This window comes from Pseudomonas sp. Irchel s3b2 (assembly GCF_900187445.1).
Lineage (GTDB): Bacteria > Pseudomonadota > Gammaproteobacteria > Pseudomonadales > Pseudomonadaceae > Aquipseudomonas.
The window spans coordinates 564,846-583,244 of sequence record NZ_FYEB01000001.1; the positions used below are offsets into that span (position 1 = coordinate 564,846).

The following is an 18,399-nucleotide window of genomic DNA, read 5'->3' on the forward strand; positions in this document are numbered from 1 at the left end:
GGGCACAAGGCAATGGTTGCGTTGCGTCACACAGGGCCACTAAGCTCAGGCTCCAACGATAAGAACAGCCGCCGAGGTTTCACTATGCCGCAGCATTGGCCAGCCACCGACATCGCCCGAATGATCCTCGATGGCTTTGACGATTACCGCGAGCATTTCCGTCAAATCACCGATGGCGCTCGAGCCCGTTTCGAGCAGGCCCAATGGCAAGAGACGCAAGTTGCGTCGGCGGCGCGAATCAACCTTTACGAAGAAAAGGTCGGCGAAACGGTAGGGCGCTTGCATGAGTCGTTCGCGGCCGATGTGCTGATAGATGTCAGCTGCTGGCCGCTGGTCAAAAGCGCTTATATCAGCCTGATCGACCTGCGCTTCGACGATGAACTCTCCGAGACCTGGTACAACTCGATTTTCTGCGGGCTGTTCAGCCACGACCTGATCAGCGACGGCTGCATGTTCATCCACACCACGCGCCCGAGTCTGCACCGGGCCCGGGCGGCACAAACCCGCATCTACAAGCCGCATGGACAGTTGTCGGGCATGCTCACGAGCATCTTTGCCGACTACCGCTTCAGCGAAGATTACGCCGACCTTTCCGGCGATTTGCGTCGCCTCGAAGCGCAATTGCGTGAGAACCTGCCGGACTGGGTCTGCAAGGATCCGGAACTGAGTGTCGAGCTGTTTTCCTCGGTGCTTTATCGCAATAAGGGCGCCTATCTGGTGGGGCGCATTTACACCCAGGACGAGCAATGGCCGCTGGTGATTCCGCTGCTGCACCGCGAAGGCCGGGGCATCCAGATCGATGCGCTGATCACCGACGAGGCGGAGGTGTCGATCATTTTCTCCTTCACCCGTTCGTACTTCATGGTCGATGTGCCGGTGCCGGCGGAATTCATCGGCTTTCTCAAACGCATCCTGCCGGGCAAGCACATCGCCGAGCTGTACACCTCGATTGGCTTTTACAAGCATGGCAAGTCCGAGTTCTATCGGGCGCTGATCAATCATCTGGCCAACACGGACGATCAGTTCATCATGGCCCCCGGCGTGCGCGGCATGGTCATGAGCGTGTTTACCCTGCCGGGCTTCAACACCGTTTTCAAAATCATCAAGGACCGCTTCTCACCGTCGAAAAACGTCGATCGCGCCACGGTGATCGAAAAGTATCGCCTAGTGAAAAGCGTCGACCGGGTCGGGCGCATGGCCGATACCCAAGAGTTCGCCGACTTCCGTTTCCCGTTGAGCAAGTTCGAGCCGGCATGCCTGGAAGAATTGCTCGAAGTGGCCGCGTCCACGGTGTCGGTGGAGGACGATACGGTGCTGATCCGCCACTGCTGGACCGAACGCCGGATGACGCCGTTGAACCTCTATCTGGAACACGCCAACGAAGCGCAGGTCCGCGAGGCGCTGGAGGATTACGGTCTGGCGATCAAGCAACTGGCGGCGGCGAACATTTTCCCCGGCGACATGTTGTTGAAAAACTTCGGCGTCACCCGTCACGGTCGTGTGGTGTTTTATGACTACGACGAGATCTGCTTCCTGACCGAAGCCAACTTCCGCCACATCCCGCAACCGCGTACGCCGGAAGACGAAATGGCCTCTGAACCGTGGTACTCGATCGGGCCACTGGATGTGTTCCCCGAGGAGTTTCCACCGTTTCTGTTTGCCGATGCCGGGCAGCGGCGGTTGTTCGATCAATTGCATGGCGAGTTGTACAACGCCGATTACTGGAAGGGCTTGCAAGAGGCAATTCGGGCAGGGAAGGTGATTGATGTGTTCCCGTATCGGCGCAAGGGCCTCGACAACGAGTAGCCCACACCGCCACACCTGACACTGATCGTTCCCATGCGCAGCAAAGGAATGCCTCCCCGGACGCTCCGCGTCCGCTCTTGGGACGCAGAGCGTCCCTTGCTGCATTCCCACGCAGAGCGTGGGAACGATCACTTGGGGGCCCAAATCTGCGACAATCGGCCCCCTGCGCCACTAGACGACCTTTGCGTACCTGATGACTGACGAATCGCCTTCCATCGACAAACTGCTGAAAAACCTCGATCACGCCATGCTCGCCGATCGCCACCGGCTGCGGCGGCAGTTGCTTGAGCTGCGCAAGAAACCTGACGAGGCCAAACTGGCCCAGTGGGTGACGCGCACACAGGCGTCCTGCGATCAGGTGTTGGCGCGGCGCGCCAGCCTGCCGGTGATTCGTTATGACGACAGCCTGCCGATTGCCGCCAAGCGCGACGAAATCAAAGCGGCGCTGCTCAAGCATCAGGTGCTGATTATTGCCGGCGAAACCGGGTCGGGTAAAACCACCCAGCTGCCGAAGATCTGCCTGGAAATCGGCCGCGGCCAGCACGGCCTGATCGGCCACACCCAGCCCCGTCGAATCGCCGCCCGCAGCGTAGCGAGCCGGGTCGCGGAAGAGTTGGCGACGCCATTGGGCGCGTTGGTCGGCTATCAGGTGCGGTTCGAGGATCAGAGCGATTCCAACACCCTGATCAAACTGATGACCGACGGCATCCTGCTGGCGGAAACCCAGAACGACCGCTACCTCGAGCGCTACGACACGATCATCGTCGACGAAGCCCACGAACGCAGCCTGAACATCGACTTCCTGCTCGGTTACCTGAAAACCCTGCTGCCGCGTCGTCCGGACCTGAAAGTCATCATCACGTCGGCCACCATCGATCTGGAGCGTTTTTCCAAGCACTTCGATGATGCACCAATCGTCGAAGTCTCCGGTCGCACCTTCCCGGTAGAAACCTGGTATCGCCCGCTGACCCTGGAGCAGGACGAGGAGGGCAACCGAGTCGAGGATGATTTGACCGTGGATCAGGCGATCCTCGCTACCCTCGATGAAATTGCCGCGTTCGAACGCAGTGAGCGCAAGAGCCCCGGCGACGTGCTGGTGTTCCTGCCCGGCGAGCGGGAGATTCGCGACGCCGCCGACATGCTGCGCAAGGCCCAGCTCAAACACACCGAGATTCTGCCGTTGTACGCGCGGCTGTCGCCGGCCGAGCAGCAGCGGATTTTCCAGTCGCACCCTGGGCGTCGCGTCGTGCTGGCGACCAACGTCGCGGAAACCTCTCTGACGGTGCCGGGCATTCGTTACGTGATCGACAGCGGCACCGCGCGCATCAGCCGTTACAGCTACCGCGCCAAGGTTCAGCGCCTGCCCATCGAAGCGATTTCCCAGGCCAGTGCCAATCAGCGTAAAGGCCGTTGCGGGCGGGTCGAGCCGGGCATTTGCATCCGCCTCTACAGCGAAGAAGATTTCATCGGTCGCCCGGAATTTACCGACCCGGAAATCCTCCGTACCAACCTCGCAGCAGTCATTCTGCAGATGCTCCATCTGCGCCTCGGCGAGATCACCGATTTCCCGTTTATCGAGCCGCCGGATGGCAAAGCCATCAGCGACGGTTTCAACCTGCTGCAAGAACTCTCGGCGGTGGATCGCAACAGCCAACTGACCCCGCTCGGTCGCCAATTGGCGCGACTGCCGGTGGACCCGCGCATGGGCCGCATGCTGCTGGAAGCGGCGAAACTTGGCAGCTTGCAGGAAGTGCTGATCGTCGCCAGTGCCATGTCGATTCAGGACCCGCGCGAGCGTCCGCCGGAACGTCAGCAAGCGGCGGATCAGGCCCACGCCCAGTGGAAAGATGTGGATTCGGACTTCGCCGGGCTGGTTAATCTGTGGCGTGGCTTCGAAGAACAGCGCCAAGCGCTGACGGCCAGTCCGCTGCGCAACTGGTGCCGCAAGAACTTCCTCAATTACCTGCGCCTGCGCGAATGGCGCGACTCCCATCGTCAGTTGAGCCTGATCTGCCGCGACATGCAGTTGAGCCTCAATAAAGAGCCGGCGGATTACCCGAAACTGCACAAGGCCGTGCTCTCTGGATTGCTCAGCCAGATCGGCCAGAAAACCGAAGACGGCGATTACCTCGGTGCCCGTCAGCGGCGCTTCTGGATTCACCCTTCATCCGGGCTTGGTAAAAAACGTCCGCAATGGCTGATGACCGCCGAACTGGTGGAAACCACCAAGCTCTACGCGCGGATGGTCGCCAAGATCGATGCCGACTGGATCGAGCCGCTGGCGGGGCACCTGATCAAGAAAAACCACTTCGAACCTCATTGGGAGAAGAAGCGCGGTCAGGTCGTGGCCTTCGAGCAAATCACCCTGTTCGGGCTGATCGTGGTCGGACGCCGGCCGGTGCATTACGGGCCGGTGGATCCGGTGGTGTCTCGCGAGTTGTTTATCCGCGAGGGATTGGTGCGTGGCGAGATTCAATCCAAAGCCAAATGCCTGACAGCCAACCAACAATTGCTGGAACAGCTCGACGAACTGGAAGCCAAGGCGCGCCGTCGGGACATTCTGGCGGACGAAGAAACCTTGTTCGCCTTCTACGATGCGCGACTGCCAGCAGAGATTCACCAGACCGCGACTTTCGACAGCTGGTACCGGATCAACAGTCAGAAAGACCCACAGCTGCTGATCATGCGCGAAGAAGACGTGCTGGCCCGCGAAGCCAGTGAAGTCACCGCCGCGCATTACCCGGACACCCTGCACATCGGTGATCTGGAACTGGCGCTGAGTTATCACTTCGAGCCCAATCATCCGCGCGATGGCGTGACCTTGCGCGTGCCGGCGCCGTTGTTGCCGATGCTGCCGCCGGAACGTCTGGAATGGCTGGTGCCGGGGGTGATCGAGGCCAAGTGCATTGCGTTGGTGCGCAACCTGCCCAAGGCCCTGCGTAAGAATTTCGTGCCGGTGCCGGACTTCGTCAAAGCCGCGTTGCAGCGCATCACGTTTGCCGAGGGCTCATTGCCTCAGACGCTGGGCCGCGAGTTGCTGCGCATGACCGGCGCGCGGGTCAGCGATGAAGCCTGGGCCGAAGCCTCGCAGCAGGTCGAAAGCCATTTGCGGATGAACCTGGAAATCGTCGACGGTCAGGGCAAGTTCCTCGGCGAAGGCCGTGACCTGGCCGAGCTGACCGCACGCTTTGCCGAGGCCAGCCAGGCTGCGTTGGCGGTGCCGCAGACTGCGAAGAGTCAACAGCCGGTGGAAGCGAAGGTCTTTGCCGCCGTGGCCGAGAAAACCCAGCAGAAAATCGCCGGGCTATCGATGACGGTGTATCCGGCGCTGGTAGAAGAGGGCGGCACAGTCAAGGAAGGTCGATTCTCGACCCCGGCCGAAGCCGAGTTCCAGCATCGCCGAGCCTTGCAGCGCTTGCTGATGCAGCAACTGGCGGAACCGGCAAAGTTCCTGCGCGGCAAGTTGCCGGGGCTGACCGAGTTGGGCCTGATGTACCGCGAACTGGGGCGCATCGACAGTCTGGTGGAAGACATTCTGCTGGCCAGTCTCGACAGTTGCATTCTCGATGGCGAAGACCCGTTGCCGCGCGATGGCGCCGGGCTGGCATCGCTGGCCGAGCGCAAACGCGGCGGCTGGACTGAGCACGCCGAACGGTTGGCCAGGCTGACCCTGGAGATTCTCAAGCACTGGCACGGCCTGCAAAAACGCTTCAAGGGCAAGATCGACCTGGCGCAAGCCGTGGCCTTGAACGACATCAAGCAGCAACTCAGCCACTTGGTGTATCCGGGGTTCGTGCGTGAAACGCCGATGGCGTGGCTCAAGGAACTGCCGCGTTACCTCAAGGCCGTCGAGCAACGTTTCGAAAAACTCGGCGCTCAGGTGCAGAAAGACCGGGTCTGGAGCGGCGAGTTGTCCGGCCTCTGGGCTCAGTACCAGACCCGCGCCAACAAACACGCCCAGGAAGGCAAGCGCGATCCGCAGCTGGAACTCTATCGCTGGTGGCTGGAGGAATACCGGGTCTCGCTGTTCGCGCAGCAATTTGGGACCAAGGTGCCGATCTCCGACAAGCGCCTGAACAAGCAGTGGAGCCAGGTCGAGCCATAACCGTGAACCGCTTTTCGTAGGAGCCAGGCTTGCCGGCGAATGCGTTCATGAGGACGCCTTCGCCGGCAAGCCTGGCTCCTACAGGTAATCCGTTGCATCTGCGGCAGGCGTTTGCTCTTGCAAAAGGCGCCAAATGCCAGCGTTTATGGCAAACTTCGCGCCTATAAACGCCAGCCCCGCGGTTTTGAGCCTTTACGGGCCGGGCGGATCGGAATAAAGCGATGCCAGGTTTGCGTCCGGACCTGGAATAGACCCTTTGTGTGTTGGTACGTCGGTGCCAGCGCTTTCTGCCTGAACGGATTAGAGAAACGACCATGCATAACGTCGTCATCAGCGGCACCGGCCTGTACACCCCGGCCAACAGCATTTCCAATGAAGAGCTGGTGCAGTCTTTCAACGCTTACGTCGCGCTGTTCAACGCCGACAACGCCGAAGCCATCGCTGGCGGCGAAGTCCAGGCATTGACCGAATCCAACGCGGCGTTCATCGAAAAAGCGTCTGGCATCAAAAGCCGCTTTGTCATGGACAAGGACGGCATTCTCGACCCGCAGCGCATGGCACCACGCTTGCCCGAGCGCTCCAATGACGAATGGTCGGTGCTTTGCCAGATGGCCATCGGTGCGGCCGAACAAGCCTTGCAGCGTGCCGGCAAGACTGCCGCTGATATCGACGGTGTAATCGTCGCCTGCTCCAACCTGCAACGCGCCTACCCGGCCATCGCCATCGAAGTTCAGGAAGCGCTGGGCATCCAGGGTTTCGGTTTCGACATGAACGTTGCCTGTTCCTCTGCGACCTTCGGTATCCAGGCCGCCGCCAACAGCGTGCAACTGGGCCAGGCCCGGGCGATCCTGATGGTCAACCCGGAAGTCTGCACCGGTCACCTGAATTTCCGAGACCGCGACAGCCACTTCATCTTCGGCGACGCCGCTACCGCGGTGATCATCGAACGTGCGGATCTCGCGACGTCCGAATACCAGTTCGACGTGGTCAGCACCAAACTGCTGACCAAGTTCTCCAACAACATCCGCAACAACTTCGGCTTCCTCAACCGTGCCGCGGAAGAGGGCATCGGTGCTCCCGACAAACTGTTCGTCCAGGAAGGCCGCAAGGTGTTCCGCGATGTCTGCCCGATGGTTGCCGAGCTGATTGCCACGCACCTCGAAGAAAACCAGCTCAACGTCAGCGACGTGAAGCGCTTCTGGCTGCACCAGGCCAATCTCAGCATGAACCACTTGATCGTCAAGAAGCTGCTGGGCCGCGAAGCCACCGATGTCGAAGCCCCGGTGATTCTCGACACCTACGCCAACACCAGTTCCGCCGGTTCGGTGATTGCGTTTCACAAAAATCAGGACGATCTGGTCAGCGGTTCGCTGGCTGTACTCAGCTCGTTCGGCGCCGGGTATTCGATTGGCAGCGTGATTCTGCGCAAGCGCTGAAGCTGTCGCGAGGTGGCATTGTCCCAATGCCATTCTCGGTTAAGGCGCTCCCACAATGGTGTCCGACACTGGAATACCGGTGGTTCTGAAACGAGGTTTGCATGGCCGCAGCTGACGACACCCTATTGCTCGAACGCCTGCTGGCAGGCGAGCAGAGGGCTTTCAAGGAACTGGTCAGCACTTACCAGAGCGCCATGCGCGCGGTAGCCTATGCCATCGTCGGCAATCGACACGCCGACGAAGTGGTGCAGGATGCCTGGCTGTCGGTGGTGCGCAATCTCGGCGGGTTCGAGGGGCGTTCGAGCCTCAAGACCTGGCTACTGACCATCACCGCCAACTCGGCCAAGAGCCGCTACAAGCAAAACCGCCGGGAAGTGCTGCTCGATGACCTGCCGTCGCCTCACGGCACGGTCGATGACGATCGTTTTTCATCGAGTGATGGTCATTGGCTGGTGGCGCCATACGCCTGGCATCAGGACACGCCAGAGGCGCTGTTGACCGAAAACGAACTGCGCGAATGCCTGGAGCACACATTGCTCAGCCTGTCGGAACTGCAAAGCAGTGTGTTGCTGTTGCGTGAGCGACAGGGGCTTGAGCTGGAGGAGATCTGTAATCTTCTGGAGCTCTCGCTCTCCAATGTTCGTGTGCTGCTGCATCGGGCACGGTTGAAGGTCTTTGCGACCGTGGAGCATTTTGAGGAAACCGGCGAATGTTGACCTGCAAGGAACAAGTGGCGCGCTCCAGTGATTATCTTGATGGCCAGTTGAGTTTTCGTGAGCGACTGATGGTGCGGCATCATTTGATGTTTTGTCGCTATTGCCGACGGTTCATTCGGCAGATGCGGTTGATGCAGGCCACCCTGAAAGTGATGCCTGAGCCGCCTGTACCTGGTCTGGATGCGCTGGCCGAACGACTTGCCAACGAACATCTGAAGAACAAACCGTAGTTTTCCCGCCCGTAACATACCCCTACAGCCGCTCTAGCTTGCGGCTTGCAGCTTGGTTCCTGTAGCTGCTTTTCTGTTATTTCGATTCGAAGTAAAAAGTTCCCCTGTCATAAAATCTTTATCTATCAGCAACCCGGCTGAAATACCCCGCCTCCAAGATTCCCTCCCAACACAAGCGGGCCAGACCTGCGTGTTTTCAAGCTACAGACCACCAATTAGGGGAACTCTTCGATGATCCGTAAGCACTTCGCCGGTTTTGCCGCCAGCGCATTGGCCATGGCAGTAACCGCCCAGGCTTTCGCTGGCACCGTCACCACTGACGGCGCCGATATCGTAGTCAAAACCAAGGGCGGCCTCGAAGTCGCCACCACCGACAAAGAATTCAGCTTCAAACTCGGCGGTCGCTTGCAGGCTGACTACAGCCAGTTCGACGGTATCTACACCGACAATGGCAACAGAGCCGATGCCGCTTACTTCCGTCGTGCGTTCCTGGAACTGTCCGGTGTGCTGTACACAGATTGGGCCTACACCATCAGCTACGACTTCTCCCACAACACCGGTGATTCCGATAACGGCTACTTCGACGAAGCGTCGTTGGCTTACAACGGCTTCAAACCAGTCTCGATCAAAGTCGGTCGTTTCGACCCGGACTTCGGCCTGGAAAAAGCCACCAGCTCCAAGTGGGTCACTGCGCCAGAACGCAATATGGCGTACGACATGGTCGATTGGGCCAACGGTCACCAGAATGGTTTGGGCCTGCAAGCCTCCAGTACCTTCGCTGATTCGTTCTACGCGTCCGCCGGCGTGTTCAGCAAAGACACCGACGATACCGATGGCGACAGCGTCAAGCAGGTCAACGGCCGCTTTGTATTCGCCCCGTTGCATGATGCCGGCAACGTGCTGCACTTCGGTGTGAACGTGGCTTCGCGTGATGTCTCCGACACGGCCTTCGATTCGCGTTACCGCACCCGTATGGGCATGCGTGGCGTTGAAACCCTGGGCGGCAACGATGCCGGACCCAACGGCAACCGCCCGGTGCTGGGTGGCAGTTCCACTTCGCCTGCCGGCTCCTATGACCGTGACGACGCTTACGGTCTGGAAGCCGCATTCGCCATGGGCCCGGCTTCGATCCAGGGCGAATACGTCGCCCGCAAGACCAAGGCCGATGACAGCAGCCGTGAAGACATCAAAGGTGACGGTTTCTACGTCCAGGGTGCCTACACCCTCACTGGCGAATCCCGTGGCTATAAAGTCGGCAAGTTCGATGCGATCAAACCAGCCAACAAGTCCATCGGTGCCTGGGAGCTGTTCTATCGTTACGACAGCCTGACCGTCGAAGACGACAACATCACCACCGCCAGCCTGACCCGCGATGTCGGCGATGCCGAAGCTCAGGTGCACACCCTGGGTGTCAACTGGTACGCCAACGAAGCGGTGAAAATCACTGGCGCCTACCTTAAGGCCAAGACTGACAACGTGACCAATGCCACGGCTGCCAGCGGTACTACTCCGGCACGTCGTACCGGTGATGACAGCGGTGACGGCTTCGTGGTTCGCGCGCAATACGTGTTCTAAACCGTAGTAAATGCAGTAAGAGCTCTTTCTTCATCCGTTAAAGCTCCTCTCGTTTTAACCCCGCTTCGGCGGGGTTTTTTTATTTCGGGTCAGGCAATCAGATAAGCGATACTCGTCCCATCTGTAGAAAATGATGGTCGGGGATACTGATGCCGCTGCAACGTCTGGAAAGCCTGTCGGAAATCGCGTCGCACACCTGGGACGCACTGGTACCGGAAACTCAGCCGTTTCTGCGCCATGCCTTTCTGAGCACGCTGGAAGACAGCGGTTGCCTCGGCCCGCATTCCGGCTGGCAGCCCGAGCATTTGCTGCACATCGAAGGCGATCGCCTGATCGCCGCGCTGCCCAGCTACCGCAAATGGCATTCCTACGGCGAATACGTGTTCGACCATGCCTGGGCCGATGCCTGTGAGCGTGCCGGCATCGACTATTACCCCAAGCTGTTGACGGCAGTGCCATTCAGCCCGGTCAGCGGGCCGCGATTGCTGGCGGCGACGATCGAGGACGGTTTCGAACTCCTGCAGAGCCTGCCGGGTTACCTGGAAATCGAAGGACTCTCCAGCGCCCACATCAACTTCACCGATCCATTCACCGACGCGGCATTGGCCGAACAGCCAGGCTGGTTGCAGCGCATTGGCTGTCAGTACCACTGGCAGAATCGCGGTTATCGGGATTTTCAGGACTTCCTCGACGCCCTCAGTTCGCGCAAGCGCAAGCAAATGCGCAAAGAGCGTGAGCAAGTGGCGGGGCAGGGCATCGACTTCGAATGGCTGGAGGGGCAACAACTGGACCAGGCGCAATGGGACTTTGTGTATGCCTGCTACGCCAACACCTACGCGGTGCGTCGGCAAGCGCCGTACCTGACGCGGGAATTTTTCAGTCTGTTGGCCGAGCGCATGCCGGAATCGATCCGTGTGGTGCTGGCCAAACAAGGCTCACGACCGGTGGCCATGGCCTTCAGTCTGGTCGGTGGCGACAGCTTCTATGGCCGTTATTGGGGCTGTCTGGCGGAGTTTGATCGCCTGCACTTCGAGACCTGTTTCTATCAGGGCATGGATTACGCGATTGCCCATGGTTTTCAGCGTTTCGACGCTGGCGCCCAAGGCGAGCACAAGTTGATTCGTGGCTTTGAACCGGTGATCACCCATTCCTGGCATTACCTGCGTCACCCGGGCTTGAAGTCGGCGGTGAAAGACTTCCTTGAGCGTGAGCGGGTCGGGGTGTTGGGTTATGCCGAAGACGCGAAGACCGCCTTGCCCTACCGACAAGGCTGATCTTCGCCGCTTACAACGTCGGTTAACTGTCTTCTTTACCGAGCCAGCGATACATCACGCCGCCGATGACCGCACCCAATAGCGGTGCCAGCCAGAACAGCCACAGTTGTTGAATTGCCCAACCGCCGACAATCAGCGCCGGGCCCGTACTGCGGGCCGGGTTGACCGAGGTGTTGGTGACCGGAATCGAAATCAGGTGGATCAGGGTCAGCGCCAGGCCGATGGCGATGGGCGCCAGCCCGGCCGGGGCACGTTTGTCGGTGGCGCCGAGGATGATCAGGATGAACATGGCGGTCATCACCAGTTCACTGACAAAACCCGCCGCCATCGAGTAGCCGCCTGGCGAGTGTTCGCCGTAGCCATTGGAGGCAAGGCCGCTGGCCAGCTCGAAGCCGGGTTTGCCGCTGGCGATGAAGTACAACAGAGCCGCTGCGATGATCGCGCCAATCACTTGGGCGATGATGTAGGCGGGCAGTTCTTTGGCAGGGAAGCGTCCGCCGACCACCAGCCCGACCGAGACCGCAGGGTTGAGATGACAGCCGGAAATGTGGCCGATGGCGAAGGCCATCGTCAGCACCGTCAAACCGAATGCCAGGGACACCCCCAACAATCCGATCCCCACATCTGGAAACGCGGCCGCCAGAACCGCACTGCCGCACCCTCCTAACACTAACCAGAACGTCCCCACCAATTCTGTAGCCGAGCGTTTGAACAAAGACATAGCGAATTTCCCTGCAGAGATAACACTGTCGTTGTGCATCCAGCAGATGGACTACAGAACCATCTCCAGTACCCTGGCTGAGTACAGCAGGGTTTTGACGGAATTCCAGTGACCATAAAAACCGCCAGAGCCTTTGTTTGAAAGGGCTGTGGTGGTTATCACAGATCCAGTGTGAGAGATCCAGTGTGGGAGCGAGCCTGCTCGCGATGAGGGCCTGACATCCGGCATTAATGTCGACGGATACTCCGCCTTCGCGAGCAGGCTCGCTCCCACAGTGGTTAGTCGTCGTGTCAGTAGAGGCTATCCCGCACTCTCACCGGTGCTTCCCGGTCATACGTCTCGGCATCGAATTGCCCGTCGTTCAATCGCTTGTGAAATGCGCCCGCCGTCGGCAGCGCCGAGCGTTCGAGGTATTTTTCAGGGTTCCACACATCCGAACGCACCATCGCTTTCGAGCAGTGGAAATACGCCGCTTCCACCGTCACCAGCATCACCGTACGCGCCGGTTTGCCGTTGACTGCAAAACTCTCCAGCAACCCCGGCTCGGCGCTGATCTGCGCCGTGCCGTTGACCCGCAACGTCTCGCCGATCCCCGGAATGATGAACAGCAGCGATACCCGCGAGTCGAGCACGACATTGCGCAGCGTGTCGATGCGGTTGTTGCCCGGTCGATCCGGGATTGCCAGCGTGCGCTCATCGACGATCCGCACGAAACCCGGCGTATCGCCACGCGGTGAGCCGTCCATGCCGTCGGGGCCGACCGAGCTGATAATCACCAGCGGCGAGGCGCGGACCATCGCCTGATAGTCCTCGTTCAGAAACGGGATCTGCTTACGCACCGCGCGGTCATGGGGCAGGCCGTAGATCGCTTCCAGCGCTTCGATTGAATTCAACATCGTTCATCCCTCTACGAATCAGAAAACCAGCCCCATCCGCCGTTCGTAACCGATCCGGCCTTTGTACGCTTCGCCGCTGTCGACAAAGCCATATTTGGCATACAGCGCGATGGCCGACTCATTGTCTGCATCCACCGACAACTCCAGCCCTTTGATGTCCGGCCAGGCCTGGCGCGCAACCTCGGGCAGGGCTTGCAGGCAGGCTTTGCCATAACCTTTGCCTTGGGCGCGGCGATCGACTTGCAGGGCGTGCAGGGTGGCGCTGTGTTCGTTGGCCCAGGCCGGCAGCACTGGCGGGCGCTTGAGCAGCAAAAAGGCCACTGGAACATCCTCCACCAGCAGGGCGAAACCTTTGACGCCGGGACCGGGTTTGGACAGCAAGGTGTGCAACGCACCATGAATGTCGCCGGAGAATTTGATTTGTTCAGCGTGGATTTCGATGGCCTCGACCTGTTGACGCTGCAGGGCGTTCAGGCTTTCGTAAGGCACGAGTCGGGCAGTCACTGGAGTGTCCTTTTTCCAACGGAAATGAGCTTCGGATTCTAGCGAGTTTGTATTCGTGGATTATTTTTATTTCGTCTGTCGATTTGACTGATCGCCAGACGACTAAGGGTGTCTTCACACTAAAACCCACGGAGAACCATCATGAATGCTCAAACACAAATCCATAACCTGATCGAGAACTACCGCCAGGCTGTTATCGCCAAAGACGTGGGCAAGGTCATGGCCCTGTATGCCGACGACATCGTCTCCTTCGATGCCGTCAAAGCCCTGCAATTCAAGGGCAAAGCGGCTTACCGCGCGCATTGGCAGGAATGCATGGAGATGTGCCCTGGCCCGCACATTTTCGAGTTCCACGAAATCACCATCGAACCGTCGCAGGAGATCGCTTTCGCGCACTGGCTGGCGCATTGCGGCGGCACCAATGAAAAAGGTGAAACCCAGGCTTGCTGGATGCGCGTCACCGCCTGCTACCGCCAGGAAGCGGGGCTATGGCAGATCGTTCACGAACACTGGTCGGCCCCATTCGACATGACGAGCGGCGCGACCCTGTTCAACCTGGAACCCTGATTCGTCGGGCTGTTTATCGGGAAGCAGCGCCAAAGTGCCGATCTGCGGCCATAGTTGACTCGTTCGATTCTGGAGAAGCTCATGAAATATTTATGCCTGGTCTACAGCAACGAGCACGCGTTGCATTCGCTGCCCGAAAGCCCCCACGACGCCGAGTGCATGGCCTACAGCGAGTCGATCCAGGGCAGCGGCCGGATGATCGCCGCCGAAGCGCTGGAGTCGGTGCAGACCGCGACCACCGTGCGCATGCGCAACGGCAAAATGTCGGTCACCGATGGCCCGTTCGCTGAAACCAAGGAGCAGTTGGCCGGCTTCTACCTGATCGATGCCAAGGACCTCAATGAAGCCATCCAGGTCGCCGGCAACATTCCGGCGGCCCGGGTCGGCTGTGTTGAAGTACGCCCTGTGCGCCAGTTGAATCCCTGAGTGATGGCGGACGCAGCGGTCAAGGCGCGAGTCGAGCAGGTTTACCGCGAAGACTCACGGCGGATTCTGGCGACCCTGATCCGTCTGCTCGGCGATTTCGACCTCGCCGAAGAAGCGCTGCACGAGGCGTTCTTCGTCGCGGTCGAGCGCTGGCAGCGTGATGGTGTGCCGGACAATCCGCGCACCTGGCTGGTGTCCACCGGGCGCTTCAAGGCCATCGATGTATTACGTCGGCGCGCGCGCTTTAACGCGTCCCGACCGATGCTGATCGCACAACTGGAGGCGCTGGAACAGGCCGACTGGAGTGACGAAGACGTGGAAGACGATCGCCTGCGGCTGATTTTCACCTGTTGTCACCCGGCACTGGCGGCGGATGCTCAAGTGCCGTTGACCCTGCGCGAAGTCTGCGACCTGACCACTGAAGAAATCGCCCGGGCCTTTCTCGCGGCGCCAGCCACCATCGCCCAGCGCATCGTGCGGGCCAAGGCCAAGATTCGTGATGCGAAAATCCCTTACCAAGTGCCCACCCTGACGGAACTGCCCGAGCGTCTCGACAGCGTGCTGCGGGTGATTTATCTGGTGTTCAACGAAGGGTACTCGGCGTCTATCGGCAGCGAACTGACCCGCGAAGACCTGACGCGTGAAGCGATTCGTCTCGGTCGGTTGCTGATGGAGCTGTTGCCTGAACCTGAGGTGATGGGGTTGCTGGCGCTGATGCTGTTGCATGAGTCCCGGCGCCCGGCCAGGACCTCGCCCGACGGCGAGTTGATTGTGCTGGACGAACAGGATCGCTCGTTGTGGAACGCCGAGCTGATTGCCGAAGGCTGCGCACTGGTGGAGCGGGCGCTGACGACCCGGCGCTTCGGGCCTTATTGCTTGCAAGCGGCGATTGCGGCGGTGCATGCCGAAGCGCCGACGGCGCAGGAGACGGACTGGCCGCAAATTGTCGGTTTGTATGATGTGCTGCTGCGGGCCGTGCCGTCGCCGGTGATCGAACTCAACCGCGCGGCGGCGCTGGCCAAACGCGATGGCCCATTGGCCGGCTTGATGTTGATCGAAGGGATTCTGGCGCGGGGCGAGTTGCTGGATTATCACCTGGCGCACTCGGCGCGGGCAGAGTTTTACCGACAGTTGGGCAGGGTGGAGGAGGCGCGGGCGGCGTATGAACGTGCGTTGGAATTGACGCAGCAAGTGCCGGAGCGGCGGTTTATCGAGGGGCGACTTCGGGCGTTGGAGTGATGTGGTTTCACCGGCCCCTTCGCGGGCAAGCCTCGCTCCTACAGGATTCGTGTCGATTACCCGATTGGGGTCAACCGGTCCTTGTAGGAGCGAGGCTTGCCCGCGAAGGGGCCCACAAGATCACATCACTCCAGCATCTTGCTCAATAACCAGCTCCCCGCCGGCCCCGGCGGATGTAGCCGCGACCAGAGCGCATCGACATACACCGGTTTCGGCCAGCCGCGCACCTTCAGCTCCACCAACGACCCCGCCCCGAACCGCCCCACCAGCCACCGAGGCAACGGCGCCCAGCCGAACCCGCCCTGGGCCATTTCCAGCAGCATCAAGTAACTCGGCGCCGACCAGACGCGACCTTTCGCGCGGCTTTCATACGGATTGACGATCGTCGCCAGACGCAGCTCGCGGTGCTGTTGCAGCACGTCCTGATCGATTCCCTTCAGCTTCGCCAACGGGTGAGCGTGGGACACGAACAGGGCGATTTCCGTGCGCTCGTCCACCGTCGAACTGACCAGGTCTGGCGGGTAGCTGTCTTGCATCTCGGCGAAGGCGACATGCGCTCGACCGCGTTGCACCAGTGCCACCAGGTCATCGCATTCGGCGATCAGGCATTCAAGTTCCAGGTCTGGATAACGCTGCTCGAAAGCACTGAGCGCCGCTTCAAAACGGTCGGACTGATATGTATCGGATATCGCCACGGTCAGCTTCGGTTCGACGCCTTGGGAGAGTTGGCTGGCGGTCATTTCCAGACGGCTGGTGGCGGCCAGAATCTCCTCGGCCCGCTGCAGCATGACGTGCCCGGCCGGGGTCAGGCTCGGCTTGCGACTGCTGCGGTCGAAGAGGGCAAGGTTCAGGTCGATTTCCAGGCTGGCCACTGCGGCGCTGATGGTCGACTGACTGCGACCGAGCTTGCGCGCCGCGGCGGAAAACGAGCCTTGAGTCGCCGCTTGGACAAACGCCAGCAACACTTCGTGGGAAGCCATTAACTATCGCCTTTGTCGATGGTTATTGGTTATGAAGTATCGGCGTGATGACAGATCATGGCAACCATAGTCACTCAGGGAGTCTGGCCATGAACGCCAACAAATCCATCACTGAACGAATTTTCCAGGCCATCGGTTTAGAACTGCTGGCGATATTGATCTGTACCCCGCTGCTGGCCTGGGTCATGGACAAACCCATGCTGGAAATGGGCGCGGTCACCATGGCCATTGCAGCCCTTGCCTTGGCCTGGAACGTGGTCTTCAACGGCGTGTTCGACCGATTGCTCAAGCGCTTTGCCATTGTGCGTAACGCCTGGGTGCGCGTGGTGCACGCGCTGTTGTTCGAAGGCGGTCTGGTCGCGTTTGGCGTGCCATTGATTGCCTGGTGGCTGAAGGTCAGCCTGTGGCAGGCGTTCCTGCTGGACATCGGCGTACTGCTGTTTTTCCTGCCGTACACCTACGTTTATCACTGGGGCTATGACGTGATGCGTGAGCGGCTCTTAGTGCGCAGAGCTTGCGAGGGTTAAATCCGCCTTTGTAGGAGCGAGGCTTGCCCGCGAAGGCGATTCCACATTCAACGATGATTTTGACTGTTAGATCGCCTTCGCGGGCAAGCCTCGCTCCTATCAGGGCGGGACGGTGTGATGGTCGTGATCAATAATCCTGCCGCTTGCGAAACGCCCAGCGCCCGGCAATCAGGGTAAACGTCGCGACCAGCGCCACTAGAATCCAGAACCCCTCCGGATCACCGGAAAGCGGCACGCCGCCGACGTTCATGCCGAAGAAACCGGCGATGATGTTGATCGGCAGCGCCAGCACCGTGACCACGGTCAGGGTGAACAGCGTGCGGTTGCTCTGTTCGTTGAGGTTGGCGGCAATTTCTTCCTGCAACAGCTTGATCCGTTCACCGAGGGCCGTGAGGTCGTTGATGATCAGCGCAAATTCCTCGGTGGACTTGCGCAGCTCCTTGACGTCCTCCTTCTGCAACCAGTGCGGCGGGCGATTGAGCAGGCGCAGCAACGAGCCCGGCTCCAGCGCCAGCAACCGTTGCAGGCGCACCAGCACCCGGCGATTGGCGCCCAGCTCAGCCCGGTTGGTCGACAGGCGCGACGACAGCAACTCATCTTCGATCTGATCGACACTGAGGCTGGTCTTGCGCACGATCTGCGTCAGCACTTCGCCCTGATCGCGCAGCAAATGCACCAGCAGTTCCAGCGGCGAGCGAAAGCATTCACCGGCCTTCACCGAAGAGCGCAGCTTGTCCACCGAGTGCAACGGTTGCAGCCGGGCGCTGACGATCAGCCGACTGCGGGCGCAGACCCACAGCGTCGAGACGTCCGATGAAACCATGCTGCTGAGGTTGAACACCACGTCGTTGACCACCGCCAGCAACGCCGAATCGACATGCTCGATGCGCGTTGAGCGGGAACCTTCGTGCAAGGCTTCGAAAAACTCATCGGGCAATGCCAGATGGCTTTTCATCCAGCGCTCGCACGCGGCATGGGCCAGGTTCAGGTGCAGCCAGAGGAATTCATCACTGTCGTCCGGTTGTTGCAGGCAGTGCAGCGCCTTGGCCGAATCGATCTCTCGGCCGCGCTCGCCGGGGCGAAAACTGAAACCGTAAAGCAGGCCGAACAGGGCGGAATCGCGATGGCGCTGGTCGATGCTGTGGTTCATGAGGTCTCGCTGGAAGGAACGCCTGTCGCGGGTTTCACAGGTTCACTTGTGCCTCATCATCGCAATGTAATTTGAAGATTTTGTGACAGTTGAATGGCGCCGGAAAATCCGCCTTCTACCGGTGGTCGGAAGGGCTCAAGAAAGTCTCTGGCCCGCCGATGTGGGTGATGTTGATCTTCCGATTCCGGTCGTGAGCCAGCGTCGCTGACAGGGATGTCCGGACATCTTGCACGCCGCTTGGGCGTGC

16 protein-coding genes are annotated in these 18,399 nt (G+C 60.0%); 11 read left to right on the plus strand and 5 right to left on the minus strand.

Annotated elements, in window-relative coordinates:
- The first annotated feature begins 84 nt into the window (after nt 1–84).
- From aceK to CKW20_RS02740, 7 genes are all read left to right on the plus strand, one after another.
- A complete protein-coding gene (gene aceK, locus CKW20_RS02710) occupies nt 85–1,806 on the plus strand; it encodes a bifunctional isocitrate dehydrogenase kinase/phosphatase (protein WP_095051545.1) in 1,722 nt (573 codons plus the stop codon).
- A gap of 193 nt (nt 1,807–1,999) precedes the next feature.
- On the plus strand, nt 2,000–5,911 hold the full coding sequence (gene hrpA / locus CKW20_RS02715) for an ATP-dependent RNA helicase HrpA (protein ID WP_095051546.1): 3,912 nt from the start codon (nt 2,000–2,002) through the stop codon (nt 5,909–5,911).
- A 314-nt stretch (nt 5,912–6,225) separates the two neighbouring features.
- Complete coding sequence (locus tag CKW20_RS02720) at nt 6,226–7,347, plus strand: beta-ketoacyl-ACP synthase III (RefSeq protein WP_095051547.1); 1,122 nt, start codon at nt 6,226–6,228, stop codon at nt 7,345–7,347.
- 101 nt (nt 7,348–7,448) lie between these two features.
- On the plus strand, nt 7,449–8,063 hold the full coding sequence (locus CKW20_RS02725; protein WP_095051548.1) for an RNA polymerase sigma factor: 615 nt from the start codon (nt 7,449–7,451) through the stop codon (nt 8,061–8,063).
- Nucleotides 8,057–8,293 carry an anti-sigma factor gene (locus tag CKW20_RS02730; RefSeq protein WP_095051549.1) on the plus strand — a complete coding sequence of 79 codons (237 nt, stop codon included), beginning with the start codon at nt 8,057–8,059 and terminating at the stop codon, nt 8,291–8,293. Before CKW20_RS02725 ends, CKW20_RS02730 begins: the two co-directional genes overlap by 7 nt.
- Before the next feature lie 231 nt (nt 8,294–8,524).
- Nucleotides 8,525–9,868, plus strand: coding sequence for an OprO/OprP family phosphate-selective porin (locus CKW20_RS02735; RefSeq protein WP_095051550.1), 1,344 nt, complete (start codon nt 8,525–8,527; stop codon nt 9,866–9,868).
- A gap of 149 nt (nt 9,869–10,017) precedes the next feature.
- Nucleotides 10,018–11,142: a GNAT family N-acetyltransferase gene (locus CKW20_RS02740; RefSeq protein ID WP_095051551.1), complete on the plus strand. Its 1,125-nt coding sequence runs from the start codon at nt 10,018–10,020 to the stop codon at nt 11,140–11,142.
- A gap of 22 nt (nt 11,143–11,164) precedes the next feature.
- On the opposite strand, the gene aqpZ is transcribed toward CKW20_RS02740, so the two are convergent.
- From aqpZ to CKW20_RS02755, 3 genes are all read right to left on the minus strand, one after another.
- The gene (gene aqpZ / locus CKW20_RS02745) at nt 11,165–11,863 is read right to left on the minus strand and encodes an aquaporin Z (protein ID WP_095051552.1); all 699 of its coding nucleotides are present in this window, start codon (nt 11,861–11,863) and stop codon (nt 11,165–11,167) included.
- A gap of 290 nt (nt 11,864–12,153) precedes the next feature.
- The gene (locus CKW20_RS02750) at nt 12,154–12,759 is read right to left on the minus strand and encodes a pyridoxamine 5'-phosphate oxidase family protein (RefSeq protein ID WP_095051553.1); all 606 of its coding nucleotides are present in this window, start codon (nt 12,757–12,759) and stop codon (nt 12,154–12,156) included.
- An 18-nt stretch (nt 12,760–12,777) separates the two neighbouring features.
- A complete protein-coding gene (locus CKW20_RS02755; RefSeq protein ID WP_095051554.1) occupies nt 12,778–13,263 on the minus strand; it encodes an N-acetyltransferase in 486 nt (161 codons plus the stop codon).
- 141 nt (nt 13,264–13,404) lie between these two features.
- On the opposite strand from CKW20_RS02755, the gene CKW20_RS02760 reads away from it, so the two are divergent.
- From CKW20_RS02760 to CKW20_RS02770, 3 genes are all read left to right on the plus strand, one after another.
- Nucleotides 13,405–13,830, plus strand: a complete 426-nt coding sequence (locus tag CKW20_RS02760; RefSeq protein ID WP_095051555.1) for a nuclear transport factor 2 family protein — start codon at nt 13,405–13,407, stop codon at nt 13,828–13,830.
- Nucleotides 13,831–13,911: 81 nt separating this feature from the next.
- Entirely contained in the window at nt 13,912–14,256 is a 345-nt protein-coding gene (locus tag CKW20_RS02765) for a YciI family protein (RefSeq protein ID WP_095051556.1), read from the plus strand.
- Nucleotides 14,257–14,259: 3 nt separating this feature from the next.
- Nucleotides 14,260–15,495: an RNA polymerase sigma factor gene (locus CKW20_RS02770; RefSeq protein ID WP_095051557.1), complete on the plus strand. Its 1,236-nt coding sequence runs from the start codon at nt 14,260–14,262 to the stop codon at nt 15,493–15,495.
- A 125-nt stretch (nt 15,496–15,620) separates the two neighbouring features.
- Here the strand turns inward: CKW20_RS02770 and CKW20_RS02775 are convergent, their stop codons facing one another.
- Nucleotides 15,621–16,475 (minus strand): LysR family transcriptional regulator, encoded by an 855-nt coding sequence (locus CKW20_RS02775; RefSeq protein ID WP_095051558.1) that lies wholly within the window; start codon nt 16,473–16,475, stop codon nt 15,621–15,623.
- Between the two features lie 89 nt (nt 16,476–16,564).
- Between CKW20_RS02775 and CKW20_RS02780 the strand changes: the two genes are divergently transcribed.
- Nucleotides 16,565–17,002 carry a multidrug/biocide efflux PACE transporter gene (locus CKW20_RS02780; RefSeq protein WP_095051559.1) on the plus strand — a complete coding sequence of 146 codons (438 nt, stop codon included), beginning with the start codon at nt 16,565–16,567 and terminating at the stop codon, nt 17,000–17,002.
- Nucleotides 17,003–17,129: 127 nt separating this feature from the next.
- Here CKW20_RS02780 and CKW20_RS02785 read toward each other — a convergent pair whose 3' ends face one another.
- On the minus strand, nt 17,130–18,152 hold the full coding sequence (locus tag CKW20_RS02785; RefSeq protein ID WP_095051560.1) for a transporter: 1,023 nt from the start codon (nt 18,150–18,152) through the stop codon (nt 17,130–17,132).
- Nucleotides 18,153–18,399 lie beyond the last annotated feature (247 nt).